General features: G+C 46.7%; 12 protein-coding genes. 2 read left to right on the top strand and 10 right to left on the bottom strand.

Going from position 1 to position 14,693, the window contains the following annotated elements; genetic code table 11:
* Positions 1–31 precede the first annotated feature (31 nt).
* A complete protein-coding gene (locus AC3WTF_RS04615; RefSeq protein ID WP_003152469.1) occupies positions 32–418 on the bottom strand; it encodes a winged helix-turn-helix transcriptional regulator in 387 nt (128 codons plus the stop codon).
* 183 nt (positions 419–601) lie between these two features.
* Here AC3WTF_RS04615 and AC3WTF_RS04610 point away from each other — a divergent pair, with 183 nt between their 5' ends.
* The gene (locus tag AC3WTF_RS04610) at positions 602–1,801 is read left to right on the top strand and encodes an MFS transporter (protein ID WP_129003180.1); all 1,200 of its coding nucleotides are present in this window, start codon (positions 602–604) and stop codon (positions 1,799–1,801) included.
* Positions 1,802–1,859: 58 nt separating this feature from the next.
* On the top strand, positions 1,860–2,702 hold the full coding sequence (locus AC3WTF_RS04605) for an aldo/keto reductase (protein WP_020956186.1): 843 nt from the start codon (positions 1,860–1,862) through the stop codon (positions 2,700–2,702).
* Between the two features lie 38 nt (positions 2,703–2,740).
* Here AC3WTF_RS04605 and coaE read toward each other — a convergent pair whose 3' ends face one another.
* The 9 genes from coaE to citZ form a co-directional block, all read right to left on the bottom strand.
* Positions 2,741–3,334, bottom strand: a complete 594-nt coding sequence (gene coaE, locus AC3WTF_RS04600; protein ID WP_032866545.1) for a dephospho-CoA kinase — start codon at positions 3,332–3,334, stop codon at positions 2,741–2,743.
* Between the two features lie 15 nt (positions 3,335–3,349).
* A complete protein-coding gene (ytaF, locus tag AC3WTF_RS04595) occupies positions 3,350–3,982 on the bottom strand; it encodes a sporulation membrane protein YtaF (protein WP_129003182.1) in 633 nt (210 codons plus the stop codon).
* 136 nt (positions 3,983–4,118) lie between these two features.
* Positions 4,119–4,949 carry a DNA-formamidopyrimidine glycosylase gene (gene mutM, locus AC3WTF_RS04590; RefSeq protein ID WP_007408078.1) on the bottom strand — a complete coding sequence of 277 codons (831 nt, stop codon included), beginning with the start codon at positions 4,947–4,949 and terminating at the stop codon, positions 4,119–4,121.
* 24 nt (positions 4,950–4,973) lie between these two features.
* Positions 4,974–7,613 carry a DNA polymerase I gene (gene polA, locus AC3WTF_RS04585; RefSeq protein WP_129003185.1) on the bottom strand — a complete coding sequence of 880 codons (2,640 nt, stop codon included), beginning with the start codon at positions 7,611–7,613 and terminating at the stop codon, positions 4,974–4,976.
* Between the two features lie 246 nt (positions 7,614–7,859).
* Positions 7,860–9,599 (bottom strand): two-component system histidine kinase PnpS, encoded by a 1,740-nt coding sequence (pnpS, locus tag AC3WTF_RS04580; protein WP_047936017.1) that lies wholly within the window; start codon positions 9,597–9,599, stop codon positions 7,860–7,862.
* Positions 9,592–10,311: a response regulator transcription factor gene (locus AC3WTF_RS04575; protein ID WP_003152457.1), complete on the bottom strand. Its 720-nt coding sequence runs from the start codon at positions 10,309–10,311 to the stop codon at positions 9,592–9,594. Before AC3WTF_RS04575 ends, pnpS begins: the two co-directional genes overlap by 8 nt.
* A 215-nt stretch (positions 10,312–10,526) precedes the next feature.
* Entirely contained in the window at positions 10,527–11,465 is a 939-nt protein-coding gene (mdh, locus tag AC3WTF_RS04570; RefSeq protein ID WP_003152455.1) for a malate dehydrogenase, read from the bottom strand.
* A gap of 45 nt (positions 11,466–11,510) precedes the next feature.
* Positions 11,511–12,782, bottom strand: coding sequence for an NADP-dependent isocitrate dehydrogenase (gene icd / locus AC3WTF_RS04565; RefSeq protein ID WP_007408075.1), 1,272 nt, complete (start codon positions 12,780–12,782; stop codon positions 11,511–11,513).
* A gap of 160 nt (positions 12,783–12,942) precedes the next feature.
* The gene (gene citZ / locus AC3WTF_RS04560) at positions 12,943–14,061 is read right to left on the bottom strand and encodes a citrate synthase (RefSeq protein WP_003152453.1); all 1,119 of its coding nucleotides are present in this window, start codon (positions 14,059–14,061) and stop codon (positions 12,943–12,945) included.
* Between the last annotated feature and the right edge of the window lie 632 nt (positions 14,062–14,693).

Below are 14,693 nucleotides of genomic sequence, written 5' to 3'. Positions count from 1 at the left end.
GGATCAGCGTCTCAGGCTGCCTGCTTTTTTCTTATATTTGTCCCGGTTCTTTAAATTTGTCATTTAAAATGCTGTCCTCTAAAACGGAAGACACCTCGCCGTACCGTTTAGCAATATGCATCGCGCCCCAGTCGCACAGCGCGTTTAAAATTCTTTCCAGACTGTGCCCGTATTCACTCAGCTCGTATTCCACTTTCGGCGGCACCTGATTGTACACGATCCGGTTGATGACGCCGTCAGCTTCCAGCTCCCGCAATTGCTGTGTCAGCATCTTCTGGGTGATGTCCGGCATAAGCCGCTTCAATTCGCTTGTCCGTTTTTTCCCGCGCATGAGGTGGCAGAGGATCACACACTTCCATTTTCCGCCGATCACTTCAAGCGCCGCTTCTACGGATATATTGTATTTTTTCTTCAGCAACGGTAATTCCTCCTCATCTATAGGAACTAAAAAGTGCCTATGGCACTTAAAAGTACGTTCTTTTCAATGACACTTCTATCGATCATAATGACATTTGCCGGCTGAAAAGGAATGTACTCTTATACTTATATCGTTTACCCGGCATCATTTCAACCATACATTATCGTTCAAGGAGGAAAACAGATGTCTTCACATCGCCAAAGCTATTTACCAGCGCTGCTGGCATTAGCCGTCAGCGCTTTTGCGATCGGCACAACCGAATTTATCAGCGTCGGGCTGCTGCCGCTTATATCTCAAGATCTGCATATACCTGTGACAACGGCGGGACTTACCGTTTCCATGTATGCTCTGGGCGTGACATTCGGCGCGCCGGTTTTAACATCTCTCACATCCGGCATGTCGCGGAAAACGCTGCTGCTCTGGGTGATGTTAATTTTTATCGCCGGAAATACACTCGCAGCGAGCGCGCCCTCAATCGGCGTCTTACTGGCGGCACGGGTTATTTCGGCTTTTTCCCACGGCATTTTCATGTCAATCGGGGCAACAATCGCCGCCAATATCGTGCCGGAGCATAAAAGAGCAAGCGCGATTTCCATTATGTTTACGGGGCTGACGGTGGCTACGGTGACCGGCGTTCCGTTCGGCACCTATCTCGGCCAGCAATTCGGATGGAGGATTGCATTTGCCGTGATTGTGGCGGTAGGAATCATCGCATTCCTCACAAACGCGCTTCTCGTTCCGTCACATTTGCGCAAAGGGACGAAAACCGCATTTGCCGAGCAGGTCAAACTCGTCACAAACGGCCGGTTATTGCTTTTATTTATGATTACGGCGTTAGGCTACGGCGGAACGTTTGTCGTGTTTACGTATTTATCCCCGCTTCTTCAGGAGGTAACCGGTTTTCAGAAAGAAACCGTCGCGGCCATCCTGCTCGTTTACGGAATTGCGATTGCCATCGGAAACATGATTGGCGGCCGTTTATCAAACCGAAATCCGCTGAAAGCCTTGTTTTATATGTTCATTGTCCAGGCGGCTGTGCTGTTTGTTCTGACTTTTACCGCGCCGTTTAAAACAGCCGGGCTGATCACCATTATTTTCATGGGGCTGTTGGCGTTTATGAATGTGCCGGGGCTTCAGGTATATGTCGTGATGCTGAGTGAACGTTTTGCGCCAAGCGCCGTTGATACAGCATCAGCCTTAAATATCGCGGCATTTAATGCCGGGATCGCGATCGGCTCGTTTGCCGGCGGAATCATTACAGACTCAATCGGAATCATTCATACCGCTTGGATCGGGGCGCTGATGGTGCTCAGCGCGGTCGTATTAACCGGATGGAGCAGGAAGCTTGAAAAGCGGGATCGCACTGCCCTTGAAAGGAGGTGAGTTTTTCTTCAGCGCATTTTGATTGTTTCAACAGACAACTAATAGGAGGAATATATACATGACAACACATTTACAAGCAAAAGCAACATTGCATAACGGAGTAGAGATGCCTTGGTTCGGCATTGGAGTTTTCAAAGTAGAGGAAGGCGCGGAACTCGTCAATGCGGTAAAAACGGCATTGGTGCACGGCTATCGCAGCGTTGATACCGCCGCGATTTACGGAAATGAAGAAGGTGTCGGCGAAGGCATCCGCCAAGGGCTGCAAGAAGCGGGATTAAAACGTGAAGACATTTTTGTCACGTCAAAAGTATGGAATGCCGATTTAGGATATGAAGAAACGTTAAAAGCGTTTGACACAAGCTTAGAAAAACTCGGTTTAGATTATTTGGATTTATATTTGATCCATTGGCCTGTCGAAGGAAAGTACATCGATGCGTGGCGGGCGCTCGAAACCCTCTACCGGGATGGACGCATTAAGGCGATCGGGGTCAGCAATTTCCAAATTCACCATCTGAAACATCTCATGAAAGAGACGGAAATCAAGCCGATGATCAACCAGGTGGAGTACCATCCTCATCTGACACAGAAAGAACTGCTTGCTTTCTGCACTGAACAAGGCATTCAGCTTGAAGCGTGGTCGCCATTGATGCAAGGTCAGCTGCTTGATCACACCGTCTTACAGGAAATCGCTGAGAAGTACGGCAAATCAGCCGCTCAAGTGATTTTGCGCTGGGATTTGCAAAACGGTGTCATCACCATTCCGAAATCAACGAAAAAACACCGTATTGAAGAAAATGCAAATGTCTTTGATTTCGAACTGTCAGCTGACGATATGAAGCGGATTGATGATCTGAACGAAAACCTCCGTGTCGGTCCGGACCCTGACAATTTTGATTTTTAACCAGACAAACACCGTTCGGCTTTCCGAACGGTGTTTGTTTATGCCCAGCCGCTCAATACTTCCTCAAGCTGGTGCTTTGTATATTCAAGACTGCCGCTGTTATCAATGACGGCGTCAGCTTTTTTTGTTTTATCCGCTAAAGGCATTTGCGACGTTATCCGGCTCATCGCTTCTTCTTCTGTAAGGGAATTCCGCTCTATCAGCCGTTTAAGCTGAATGTCTGCCGGTACGGTGACGACGAGCACCTTGCCGACAAGATAATCAAGCCCGCTTTCATACAAAAGCGGTATATCCAAAACGACGAACTGCTCTTTTCGCGCAACGGCTTCATCCCGCTGTTTCAGCATTTCCGCACGCACCGCCGGATGAACGATCTGATTCAGCTTCAGACGTTTTTGTTCGTCAGTGAAAACGATAGAACCGAGTTTTTTTCTGTCAATATCGCCATTTTCCAGCAGGATGTCTTTTCCGAATGCTTCCACAATTTGTCCGTAAGCCGGCATTCCTTTTTCCACCGCCTGTTTTGCGATGACATCCGCATCAATGACTGTTATTTTTTTGTCGATCAGCATACGCGCTACCGTGCTTTTGCCGCTTGCGATGCCTCCCGTTAAACCGATGACCAAGCTCAAAAAGCCCACTCCTTCTTACATTTTCCAAATCCCGATGATAATCAGCAGGACTCCCGGCAAAAATGTCATTTTATCTATCCAATTCCATCTTGAAAGCAAATGCCCCGAGTTTATGCCGAGTGAAACAAACAGCGAGCTCATCAGCCCGACAGTCACGCTCATCATAACCGGAGAAAAGCCGAGAATGGCCGCTCCCAGCCCGGCGCCAAACGCGTCAATGGATAAGGCGATACCGAGCAGAAGCGCCTCGACTCCGTTAATGGTTCCGGATTGATCAATATCGGCGCTGGTCGGTTTTTTCAAAATATGAATGACGATGCCGAGCGATTTCACTTCAAGATTAAGTAACGTTTTTTCATGCAATAAGTAATCCGGCTCTTTAGCCGGTTTGAAAAATTGCCAGACGACCCATGCCCCGATTCCGATTAAGATCAGTCCGCCCAGTTTTTCCGTGACGGATACGGGAAAAATCTTTGTCAGAAAATGGCCGATCAGCATGGATATAAACATCACAGAGGCTGAACAGCAAGCGATCACGGCAATCGCTTTGAACGGGATTTTCATTTTTCTCAAACCATACGTAAACCCGACTGAAAAACTGTCCAAGCTGACAGCAAAAGCCAAAAGCAGCAAAGAAACAATCTCCATATCCGTTTCTCCCTTTCTCTTGATCGGCAATTGTGACATATGCCTATTGGGTGAATCACAATATATATATGGAGAAAGGTCATCAACTGTGTTAGAAAAAAGTCATTCTGCTGCCGCCTGCTTGAACCGCTTCAGTTTATGATTTTTTTTGGCAGCGGGCGCAAAAATGCGTACCCCTTCCGCCGACCACGATTTTAGAAATCATCGTGCCGCACGTTTTGCACGGTTCATCCTTTTTGCCGTATACGTAATGTTTGAGCTGAAACATTCCGATCTCCCCTTGAGAATTGATATAAGACCGGACGGTGCTCCCGCCCGCGTCAATCGCTTCCTGAAGGGTGTCTTTAATTTCTGTATGAAGCGTTTTTATCTGCCCGTCTGACAGACTGTTCGCTTTTGTCTCAGGATGAATACGCGCCCGGAATAAAGCTTCATCGACATAAATATTGCCGAGGCCGACGACCGCTTTTTGGTCGAGCAGGGCTGTTTTCACCGCGCGGTTCGTTTTTACAAGCCGCTCTTTTAAATAAGCAGCGGTAAATGCTTCATCATCGGGTTCGGGCCCGAGCTGTGAAAGCGGTAATGCATTCAATTCCTCTCCCGGCGCAAACAAATGCATCGTGCCGAATTTCCGGACATCCCGGTAGCGGAGCTGTGTTCCGTCCGTCATGTGAAACACGACGTGCACATGTTTATCGTCAGGCTCATCGGCCTGATGAAGACCGTATTTCCCCTCCATCCGCAGGTGGGACACCATGACATAATGATCCAGATGGAAAAGCAAAAACTTTCCCCTTCTTCCGATGGATCGGATCGTTTCTCCTGCAATCTGCCGCGCGAATTCCTCCGGCTCGGCGGGTTTTTTGATGATATTCGGCCATCTGATATCCGCCGATTCAATCGTTTTCCCCTTCACAAGACCGGTCAGAGTGCGCCGGACCGTTTCAACTTCTGGTAATTCCGGCACAATCATCACTTCCTTTTTCTCTGTTTATTTTGCATCGTACCAAGACGGCCCTGAAGCATAATCCGCCTTCAGCGGCACGTCTAATGCCAAAGCATGCTCCATCACTTCAGGAACCAGCTTCTCTAATATTTCAATTTCTTCCTTAGGCGCTTCAAAAATCAATTCATCGTGCACCTGAAGCAGCAGTCGCGCCTTCAGGTTTTTTTCTTTCAGCTCAGCTGCCATGTCAATCATGGCTTTTTTAATAATATCGGCGGCGCTTCCCTGAATCGGCGTATTCATGGCCGTCCGTTCCGCAAAGCTCCGCAGGTTGAAGTTGCGGCTGGTCAGCTCAGGAATGTAGCGGCGGCGCTGCATAAGTGTCGTAACATATCCTTTTTGCTTCGCTTCCTGCACCGACTCTTCCATATACGCCTTGACGCCCGGGAAGCTCTCCAAATAGCGGTCTATAAAAGCGCCCGCTTCTTTCCGGGTGATGCCGAGGTTTTGTGACAGCCCGTAATCACTGATGCCGTAAACAATGCCGAAATTGACGGCCTTTGCCTGGCGGCGCATCGCTTGTGTCACTTCACCTTCACTGACATGAAATACGTCCATGGCGGTTTTTGTGTGAATGTCCATGTCATTCGTAAACGCTTCGATCAGATTTTCATCTTTTGAAATATGCGCAAGCACCCTTAATTCAATTTGTGAATAATCGGCGGCGAAAATAAGCCAGTCCGGTTCGGACGGTACGAAAGCCTGACGGATTTTCCGCCCTTCCTCCAGCCGGATCGGAATATTTTGCAGGTTCGGATCCGTTGAGCTGAGGCGTCCGGTTTGAGTCAACGCCTGATTGAATCGTGTATGCACCTTATGAGAATCCTTGCGCGTGACCTTCAGCAGCCCTTCTATATAAGTCGATTGAAGCTTGCCGATTTGTCTGTATTGCAGAATGTGCGCGACGATATCATGTTTGTCTGCGAGCTTCTCAAGCACATCAGCTGAAGTGGAATAGCCTGTTTTTGTTTTCTTTACTGGCGGCAGGCCGAGCTTTTCAAACAGAATGACGCCGAGCTGTTTTGGTGAATTGATGTTAAACGGCTCACCGGCGATGTCATGGATTTTTTCTTCATATTCTTTCAGCTTCGCCTTAAGCTCTTCGCCCATTCGCTTCAGTCTTTCAACATCCACTTTGACGCCCATTGATTCCATTTCTCCGAGAATAAGCGCAAGCGGGAGTTCGAGATCTTCATATAATTCAAGCTGATTATTTTCTTCCAAAGCGTCGAGCAGTTTGTCACGGAGGCTGTTAACAGCAGACGCTTTCCGCGCGAGATGATCGGCAAGCTCTTTTTCAGCCGGAACGGCGCGCTTTGCGCCTTTTCCGTATACCGCTTCATCTTTTGAAACGATATTCAGCCCGTATTCTTTCGCTACGCTCGCGACATCGTCGTACGAATTGCCCGGGTTTATAATGTAGGCAGCAAGAAGTGCGTCAAATTCCGTTCCCTTCAGCTCAATTCCCTGCCAGCGCAAAGCGACGACGGAACGTTTGCTGTCGAACACCCATTTTTTCATCGATTCATCTTCAGCCCAAGATTTAAAAGCTTCAGACTGAATGGCGATTTCTTTCGGAATATAATAAAGACCTGTTTCATTCACGATGGAAAAGCCGAGGATCGGTTCTTCGTGATAGTTATCACCGATTTGTTCGACCACCAAAGCGGACGGTGAAACGAGCATATCTTCGGTGATTTCTTCTGCCGTTTCGACATTGATGTCTTCAAAATTTTCTTCCGCCGTTTCCCCGCTTTCTTCACTGAGCCGCTCAAGAAGCGTATTAAAACCCAGGTCTTTAAAAATGGCAACAACTTGTTCACGGTCAAACCCTTGGTAATCTAAATCTTCGGGCTTGACTTCAATCGGCGCATTTGTCATAATCGTCGCCAGCTCTTTGCTCATCAGGGCTTGTTCCTTATATTCTTCAAGCTTTTCTTTTAATTTTTTTCCGCTGACTTCATCAATGGAATCAAGCAGTTTCTCAACCGAATGGAACTGCTTTAAAAGCTTAATCGCGGTTTTTTCTCCGACGCCGGGGACGCCCGGTATGTTATCGGATGAATCCCCCATTAATCCCTTCATATCAATGATTTGCAAAGGGGTCAGACCGTACTTTTCTTGCACGTGCTCCGGCGTGTAATCTTCCACGTCAGTAATGCCTTTTCTCGTAATGGCAACGGTCGTTTTCCCGGTTGCAAGCTGGGTTAAGTCCTTGTCCCCCGAAACTACCTTTACTTCGAAGCCTTCTTTTTCAGCAGATACAGCAAGGGTGCCGATAATATCGTCCGCTTCATATTCAGGAAGCTCGTAGCGGCTGATGTTATAGGCATCAAGGAGCTCGCGGATGAACGGCATCTGTTCTGAAAGCTCCGGCGGCGTTTTTTGTCTTCCGCCTTTATATTCTTTAAACGTGCTGTGGCGGAAAGTGGTTTTCCCCGCATCAAAAGCCACCAGCATGTGGGTCGGCTTTTCATCTTCCAGCATTTTCATTAAAATCATCGCAAACCCGTATACGGCATTTGTATGGATGCCTTTTTCATTGCTTAAAAGCGGCAATGCAAAAAACGCTCGGTACGCCAGACTGTTTCCGTCGACAAGCACTAATTTTTTTCGTTCCGTCATTCAATATCCTCCTAAGAGCAAAAGCTCGTCATTCCTCTATTTTTTAATCTCACAGCTTCTCTTATTTTAACAAAGTTCAATTTGAAAGGAAAATGAGCGAACCCCGTGAAAACGCAAAAAAGGACGGGAACAAGAAAACACGTTCCCGCCGTCAAAATTGGCTCCTTGGATGAAGGGGTTCTGTTACATCCTAACAAGATAGGTTTAACAGGTCATGAAGAAATTGTTAATCCTTTGTAAAGCTGATCACGCTTCCGGCTGCCGCTTCAGCGTCACGGTAAATACAGTCCCCTGTCCCGGCTCGCTTGTGACCTCGATTTTACCTTCATGGGCTTCTATTAAGTGCTTTACGATGGCAAGACCGAGCCCGGTTCCTCCCGAGTTGCGGCTTCTGTCTTTATCCACGCGGTAGAATCTCTCAAATATCCGCGGAATCTCTTCCTTCTGAATGCCGATTCCCGTATCGGACACTTTGATATCGACAGCGGTTTCTTTCACATTTACCGAAATCGCCACCGTCCCTTTTTCAGGCGTGTAGGTTAAAGCGTTGTTCGCCAGATTCAGGAATACCTGCTTCAGCCTGTGCACATCACCCATCACAAAAATCGGCTCCTCCGGAAGATCGAGCTGAAAACTGATGCCTTTTTCCTCAGCCTTATGCTGTAAAAGGGCTTCGATTTCATGGAGGATTTTTGCGGCGTCAAAGGACTCTACGCGCATCGTAAAGTTTTGCTGCTCCATCTTGGATAAATCCAGTAAATCCTGCACGAGAGATTGGAGCCGCTCACTTTCTTTCAGAATGATAGACAGAAAGTCTGAAAGCGCCTTTTCGTCTTTCATCGCTCCGTCTAACAGTGTTTCCGTAAAGCCTTTAATCGAGGTGATCGGTGTTTTCAGTTCATGGGAGACATTGGCGACGAAGTCCTTTCTCATCTGCTCCAATTTTTTAATTTCCGTCATATCGTGAAAGACGAGGACGATGCCCTTCCATTCATCGTCAGGGCCCATGATCGGAACGCCGTCAACTTCAAAGTAGCGCCGCTCAATGTTGATGGGAAGTCTGAGCAGCTGGCATTTTTTCGTCTCCGTCATAAAAATGTCTTCGACAAGCCGAATGATCTCCTCATGTTCAAACGCATCATGGTAAAGGCGCCGAAGCAGACGTTCAGGCTTTGTATGAAACTGCTTCGTGTATGACCGGTTCACGAGATTGATAAAACCTCTCCCGTCTATTAAAATCAAACCGGATCCGATATTTTCAATGACGGTTAACAGACGATCGCGCTGCATATCCTGCGTTCTCGTCATTTCCATTAAATCGACCGCCAGGCTGTTCATCGCACGCCCGAGACGGTCCGACCGCCTTGCGTAACCGCTGTAGGAGCGGGCGTCATAATTCCCCTTGGACAGCTCCGTCGCCACTTTTGTCGCGGCGTCGATTGATTTTTTGTAACGGGACGTCATGTTTGTATAAAAGAAAACGATAATGATAAAAGCGGTACAAAGACTTGCTGCCAGCATGCCCCACATTTCTCCGGTAACGCTTGAACCGCCGTTGATCTCAGAGGAAACGAGTACATACCCCGCAATTTTCCCGGCGTCATTTTTTACGGCAGTGCCGCGGATGACTTTGCTTTTCGACTGTACGGCTTCCTCACTTTTATTGTGAGAAATGAACTCCTTTACGGCTGAATCATCAGCACGACTGCCGGAATGGTATACGGCGTCACCCTTCTCGTTGAGCACGGCGACGTTTATACCGAGGGTGCGGCCGGCGTCACGGATTACCGTTTCATTGCTTTTATTGCCGATTCTGCCGGCGTCAAGAAGGCCCGCTATGTATACCGATTCCTTTTTCAGCTGATCCACCGTTCTTTCTTCAGCGGATGAAGAAATAAGCTGCTGTAAAAAAAGGCCGAGAACACTGAAAACCAATATGATACATACAACGAGTAAAGCGAACAGACGCACACGGACTTTATTCATTCATTTTTGGCTCCTCCAGTTTATACCCCAAACCTCTGATTGTTTTAATATAGATGGGTTTTTTGGTGTTTGATTCGATTTTGTCGCGCAGATGGCTGATATGAACGTCAACAATCCGGGTGTCCCCGGCAAAATCATAGTTCCAGACCGCGCTCAGCAGAAGATCTCTCGTCAGCACTCTTCCCTTATGTTTTCCCAAATACAGAAGCAGTTCAAATTCTTTAGGCGTCAATTCCAGCTGTTCTGACTTGAAGTACGCTTCGTAATGCTCCGGAAGAATTTTCAGCTCGCCGATGAGGATCTGCCCGTCCTTTTCCTCTTCTCTGCCTTGTGACAGCGAAGAAATGTCAGCCCTTCTTAAAATGGCTTTCACCCGCGCAGTGACTTCCCGCGGACTGAACGGCTTTGTCATGTAATCATCCGCTCCGAGCTCCAGTCCCAGCACTTTATCAAACTCCTCATCTTTTGCTGTCAGCATCAAGATCGGGACCATCATTTTCTGCTGTCTGAGCTGCTTACAGACGTCGATTCCGTCCACTTTCGGCAGCATGACATCCAGTACGATTAAATCCGGATTTTCATTCTCTGCCAGCTCCAGAGCCTCTTCACCGTCTGATGCGGTAATGACATCATAGCCGGACCGTTCCAGATTATACTGTAAAAGAGTAACGATAGATTGTTCATCATCTACAACTAAAATTTTTTTGTTCATGCTGCGCCCTCCGCTGTCTATTTTCCCCGACATCCAATTTTCTCTATTTTATGTGCTGCATATCACTTTATGATTTCATTTTATCCAATACTGCCCGTTCAGACAATTCGCCTTTTTGATCATTTTCAGAGAAAGGATCGCTCAGGGAAAAAGAAAACGCTTTCATTAATTGTAAAAAGAGGAAGGCTTCTGATTCGGAAGCCTTCCCTTTTTTCTTATGACAATACTTTCATCACGTTTTTGACAGATTCAACTGATTTACTCAGCTGCGCTTTTTCATAGTCTGTCAGTTCAAGCTCGATGATTTGCTCTAGGCCGTTTCCTCCGATAATCGTCGGTACGCCTAAGTAAATGCCTTCATGACCGTATTCGCCTTCTAAGTAAGCGATGGTCGGAAGCACGCGGCGCTGATCTTTCAAAATGGCTTCTACCATTTCAGTCAGTGATGCAGCAGGCGCGTAGTAGGCGCTTCCGTTTCCGAGAAGGTTGACGATTTCCCCGCCGCCTTTTCTTGTGCGTTCTACAATCGCATCAAGACGGTCTTTCGGGATAAGCGTTTCAAGCGGAATGCCGCCCGCATAGGAATAACGGACGAGAGGAACCATGTCGTCACCGTGTCCGCCAAGAACAAAACCGGTCACATCTTTTACAGACAGGTTTAATTCTTCAGCGACGAATGTTCTGAATCGTGCAGTGTCAAGCACTCCGGATTGTCCGATGACGCGTTCTTTCGGGAAGCCTGATTCTTTGTACACCGCATATGTCATCGCATCAACAGGGTTTGTCAATACAACGATAATGCAGTCAGGAGAATATTTCACGATCTCACGTGTGACGCTTCTCATGATTTTTTCGTTTGTAGATACGAGATCATCACGGCTCATGCCCGGTTTTCTCGCAATTCCGGCTGTGATGACGACGATATCAGAACCGGCTGTGTCCTCGTAGTTGGACGTGCCTGTGATTTTCGCGTCAAATCCTTGAACCGGACTTGCTTCGAGCATGTCTAGCGCTTTTCCTTTTGTCGGGTTTTCTAATTGCGGAATATCAACGAGCACAACGTCCGCAAGCTCTTTTTGAGCTGTCAGAAAGGCTGTTGTCGCTCCCGTAAATCCTGCTCCGATAACAGAAACTTTACTGCGTGTTTTTCCCATGATTCTCTTCTCCTTTTTTGGCTTCATTAGAAGTCTGCTTTAGGTTCAGTCCATGTTTTTAATTAGCTCTTCACCAAACTCTGAACATTTCACTTCAGTTGCACCGTCCATTAATCTAGCAAAATCGTACGTTACTACTTTTGAAGCAATCGTTTTTTCCATAGATTTAATGATCAAGTCAGCAGCCTCATTCCAGTTCAGGTGTTCAAGAAGAAGCACTCCTGAAAGGATGACGGATGACGGGTTGACTTTGTCAAGGCCGGCATATTTAGGAGCCGTTCCGTGAGTCGCTTCGAAAATCGCATGCCCTGTTTCATAGTTGATGTTCGCTCCCGGCGCGATCCCGATTCCGCCTACCTGAGCGGCAAGCGCATCAGAGATATAGTCTCCGTTTAAGTTCATTGTCGCCACGACGTCGAATTCGCTCGGACGGGTTAAGATCTGCTGAAGGAAAATATCAGCGATGCTGTCTTTGACGATGATTTTCCCTGCCGCTTCCGCGTCGCTCTGCGCTTTATCAGCCGCTTCTTTTCCGTCTTTTTCGACAATGCGGTCATATTCAGCCCAAGTGAATACTTTATCTCCGTATTCTCTTTCGGCAAGCTCGTAGCCCCAGTTTTTAAATGCCCCTTCAGTGAACTTCATGATGTTTCCTTTGTGGACAAGCGTGACAGACTTACGGCCGTTTTCGATCGCATACTCAATGGCAGCTCTGACTAAGCGGCTTGTGCCTTCTTCAGAAACAGGTTTGATGCCGATTCCTGACGTTTCAGGGAAACGGATTTTGTTAACACCCATTTCATTTTGCAGGAAGCTGATCAGCTTTTCAACCTCTTCAGAACCTTTCGCATACTCAATTCCGGCATAAATATCTTCCGTATTCTCGCGGAAAATGACCATATCCGTATCTTCAGGTCGTTTGACCGGAGAAGGCACTCCCGTGAAATATCTGACAGGGCGCAGGCACGTAAACAAATCAAGCTCCTGTCTCAGCGCCACGTTCAGAGAACGGATACCGCCGCCGACCGGTGTCGTCAGAGGACCTTTGATGGCGATGAAGTACTCTCTGATGTCTTCCAGCGTTTCGGCAGGAAGCCACTCACCTGTTTTATTATAAGCCTTTTCACCGGCATAAACTTCTTTCCACGTGATTTTTTTCTCGCCTTTATATGCTTTTTCAACAGCGGCTTCCAATACTTTAGAAGCGGCGTTCCAAATATCAGGGCCTGTGCCGTCGCCTTCAATAAACGGGATAATCGGATTATTTGGTACGTTTAATACTCCATTAGAGACTGTAATTTTTTCACCTTGTGACACAATATTACCTCCCAGTATGTAATTCATATTTAGAAAACATTTTATTTTTCTTGTATAGAAAATAAAATGACTTTTCTCAAGATTCTATCAAAATTGTAAACCAATCCGGGCTTGATTAACAAGAGGCTAACGACATGAAAATCACCAGCCTCCCGTTTGATCAGGCTCTTTCATCAATCGGAACAAAAGTCTGCTTATCCGGACCCGTGTAATCAGCGCGCGGGCGGATGAGGCGGTTGTTATCGTACTGTTCAAGAATATGGGCGATCCATCCTGACATTCTGCTGACCGCAAAGATCGGCGTGAACAGATCGTGATCAATGCCGAGACTGTGGTATACAGATGCGGAATAGAAATCAACGTTAGGCGGAAGTTTTTTCTCCGACGTCACGATTTCTTCGACACGGATTGACATCTCATACCATTTGCTTTCACCCGTCAGATTCGTCAGGCGTTTGCTCATTTCTTTTAAGTGTTTGGCGCGCGGGTCTCCATGCTTATACACACGGTGTCCGAAGCCCATTACTTTTTCCTTTTTCTCCATTTTGCTGCGGATATAAGGCTCGGCGTTTTCCACTTCGCCGATTTCTGTCAGCATTTTCATGACGGCTTCATTGGCTCCGCCGTGAAGCGGCCCTTTTAAAGCGCCGATGGCGGCAGTGATGCCTGAGTAAATATCAGATAAGGTGGCGACACATACTCTCGCCGTAAACGTTGATGCGTTCAGCTCATGATCCGCATGAAGAATGAGCGCTTTGTTAAACGCTTCCACTTCGATCGGAGAAGGCTCTTCACCGTTTAAGGTGTAAAGGAAGTTCTCCGCGATTCCGTACTCTTCCTTCGGTTCAACAGGATCAAGTCCTTTGCGGATTCTTGAGAAAGCGGCGACAATGCCCGGCACTTTCGCCTGCAGACGGATGGCTTTTCTGTAGTTCGCTTCCGGATTCATAACATCGGCTTCACTGTCAGTCAGACCGAGTAATGAAATCGCCGTCCGGAGCGCAGCCATTGGATGTACGTTATTGAGGGGATATGATTTGAAGTGCTCAATGATTTCTTGTGGAACGGCAGCTTCTTTCGCAAGCTGTTTTTTCAGTTCAGCAAGTTCCGTTTTATTCGGCAGGCGCAGATGCCACAGCAAATAAATGATTTCTTCAAAACTTGCATTCTCTGTCAAGTCGTCAATATCGTACCCTACATATGTAAGGGTATCGTCGATAATAGAGCTTACAGATGATGTTGTTGCTACAACCCCTTCAAGACCGCGTGTTGCTGTCATATTCAACCTCTCCTTTTCAATCAAAATTCCCCTTTAAAGAGTATATAAAACATACGGCTTACTTAAAATGAGTCATGCAAACAATCCCTTTCCCCTTTAAGAAAATGCTTACATTTCACTGATTGCGGTTACATAACCGATATGCTTATAGAGGAACATAACAAATTCTTATAAGCTTATTTAAGTTTAAGCCTATTCTTATTATAAACAATAATCTGATTAATTTGTAGACTTTTAACTAAAAATGTTTTAAAAGCCCTATATATCAAGGTTTTACGTTGATAAATTTAATCGCTTGCTTTCAGGCGCTTTGTAAAACCATGTATTCTCATGTTTTCATTTGGGGGAGTTTTGGAGGAGACTTTAAAAGGACAAGCGCGACAACTTCACCGCAAATTTAACCCCCCTTCTTTACCGGAGAAGGGGGTTAATTTTTTACTCGACTGAATCAATGTTCGGATCAGCTTCAGAAATCCATGTCTTGGTTTTAGTTGGCTCAAATTTTCTTATATATATCTTTGTTGTTACTTCGTATTTCGCTTTTGTGTATATAACGTTCCATTTGTATTTTTCTGCGAACTTCAAACGAATATCACCCTTTGAAGCAACATAACCTGTTACCATGCTTATAA

The organism is Bacillus sp. EB106-06-01-XG163, from assembly GCF_058791615.1.
The sequence above is the reverse complement of the archived record's forward strand: the minus strand, read 5'-3'. Positions and strand labels throughout refer to the sequence as shown.

Coding starts and splice junctions, on each gene's coding strand:
- AC3WTF_RS04610 (WP_129003180.1), top strand. CDS start 602: ATGTCTTCACATCGCCAAAGCTATTTACCAGCGCTGCTGGCATTAGCC.
- AC3WTF_RS04605 (WP_020956186.1), top strand. CDS start 1,860: ATGACAACACATTTACAAGCAAAAGCAACATTGCATAACGGAGTAGAG.
- ytaF (WP_129003182.1), bottom strand. CDS start 3,982: ATGGAGATTGTTTCTTTGCTGCTTTTGGCTTTTGCTGTCAGCTTGGAC.
- polA (WP_129003185.1), bottom strand. CDS start 7,613: ATGACGGAACGAAAAAAATTAGTGCTTGTCGACGGAAACAGTCTGGCG.
- pnpS (WP_047936017.1), bottom strand. CDS start 9,599: ATGAATAAAGTCCGTGTGCGTCTGTTCGCTTTACTCGTTGTATGTATC.
- AC3WTF_RS04575 (WP_003152457.1), bottom strand. CDS start 10,311: ATGAACAAAAAAATTTTAGTTGTAGATGATGAACAATCTATCGTTACT.
- mdh (WP_003152455.1), bottom strand. CDS start 11,465: ATGGGAAAAACACGCAGTAAAGTTTCTGTTATCGGAGCAGGATTTACG.
- citZ (WP_003152453.1), bottom strand. CDS start 14,061: ATGACAGCAACACGCGGTCTTGAAGGGGTTGTAGCAACAACATCATCT.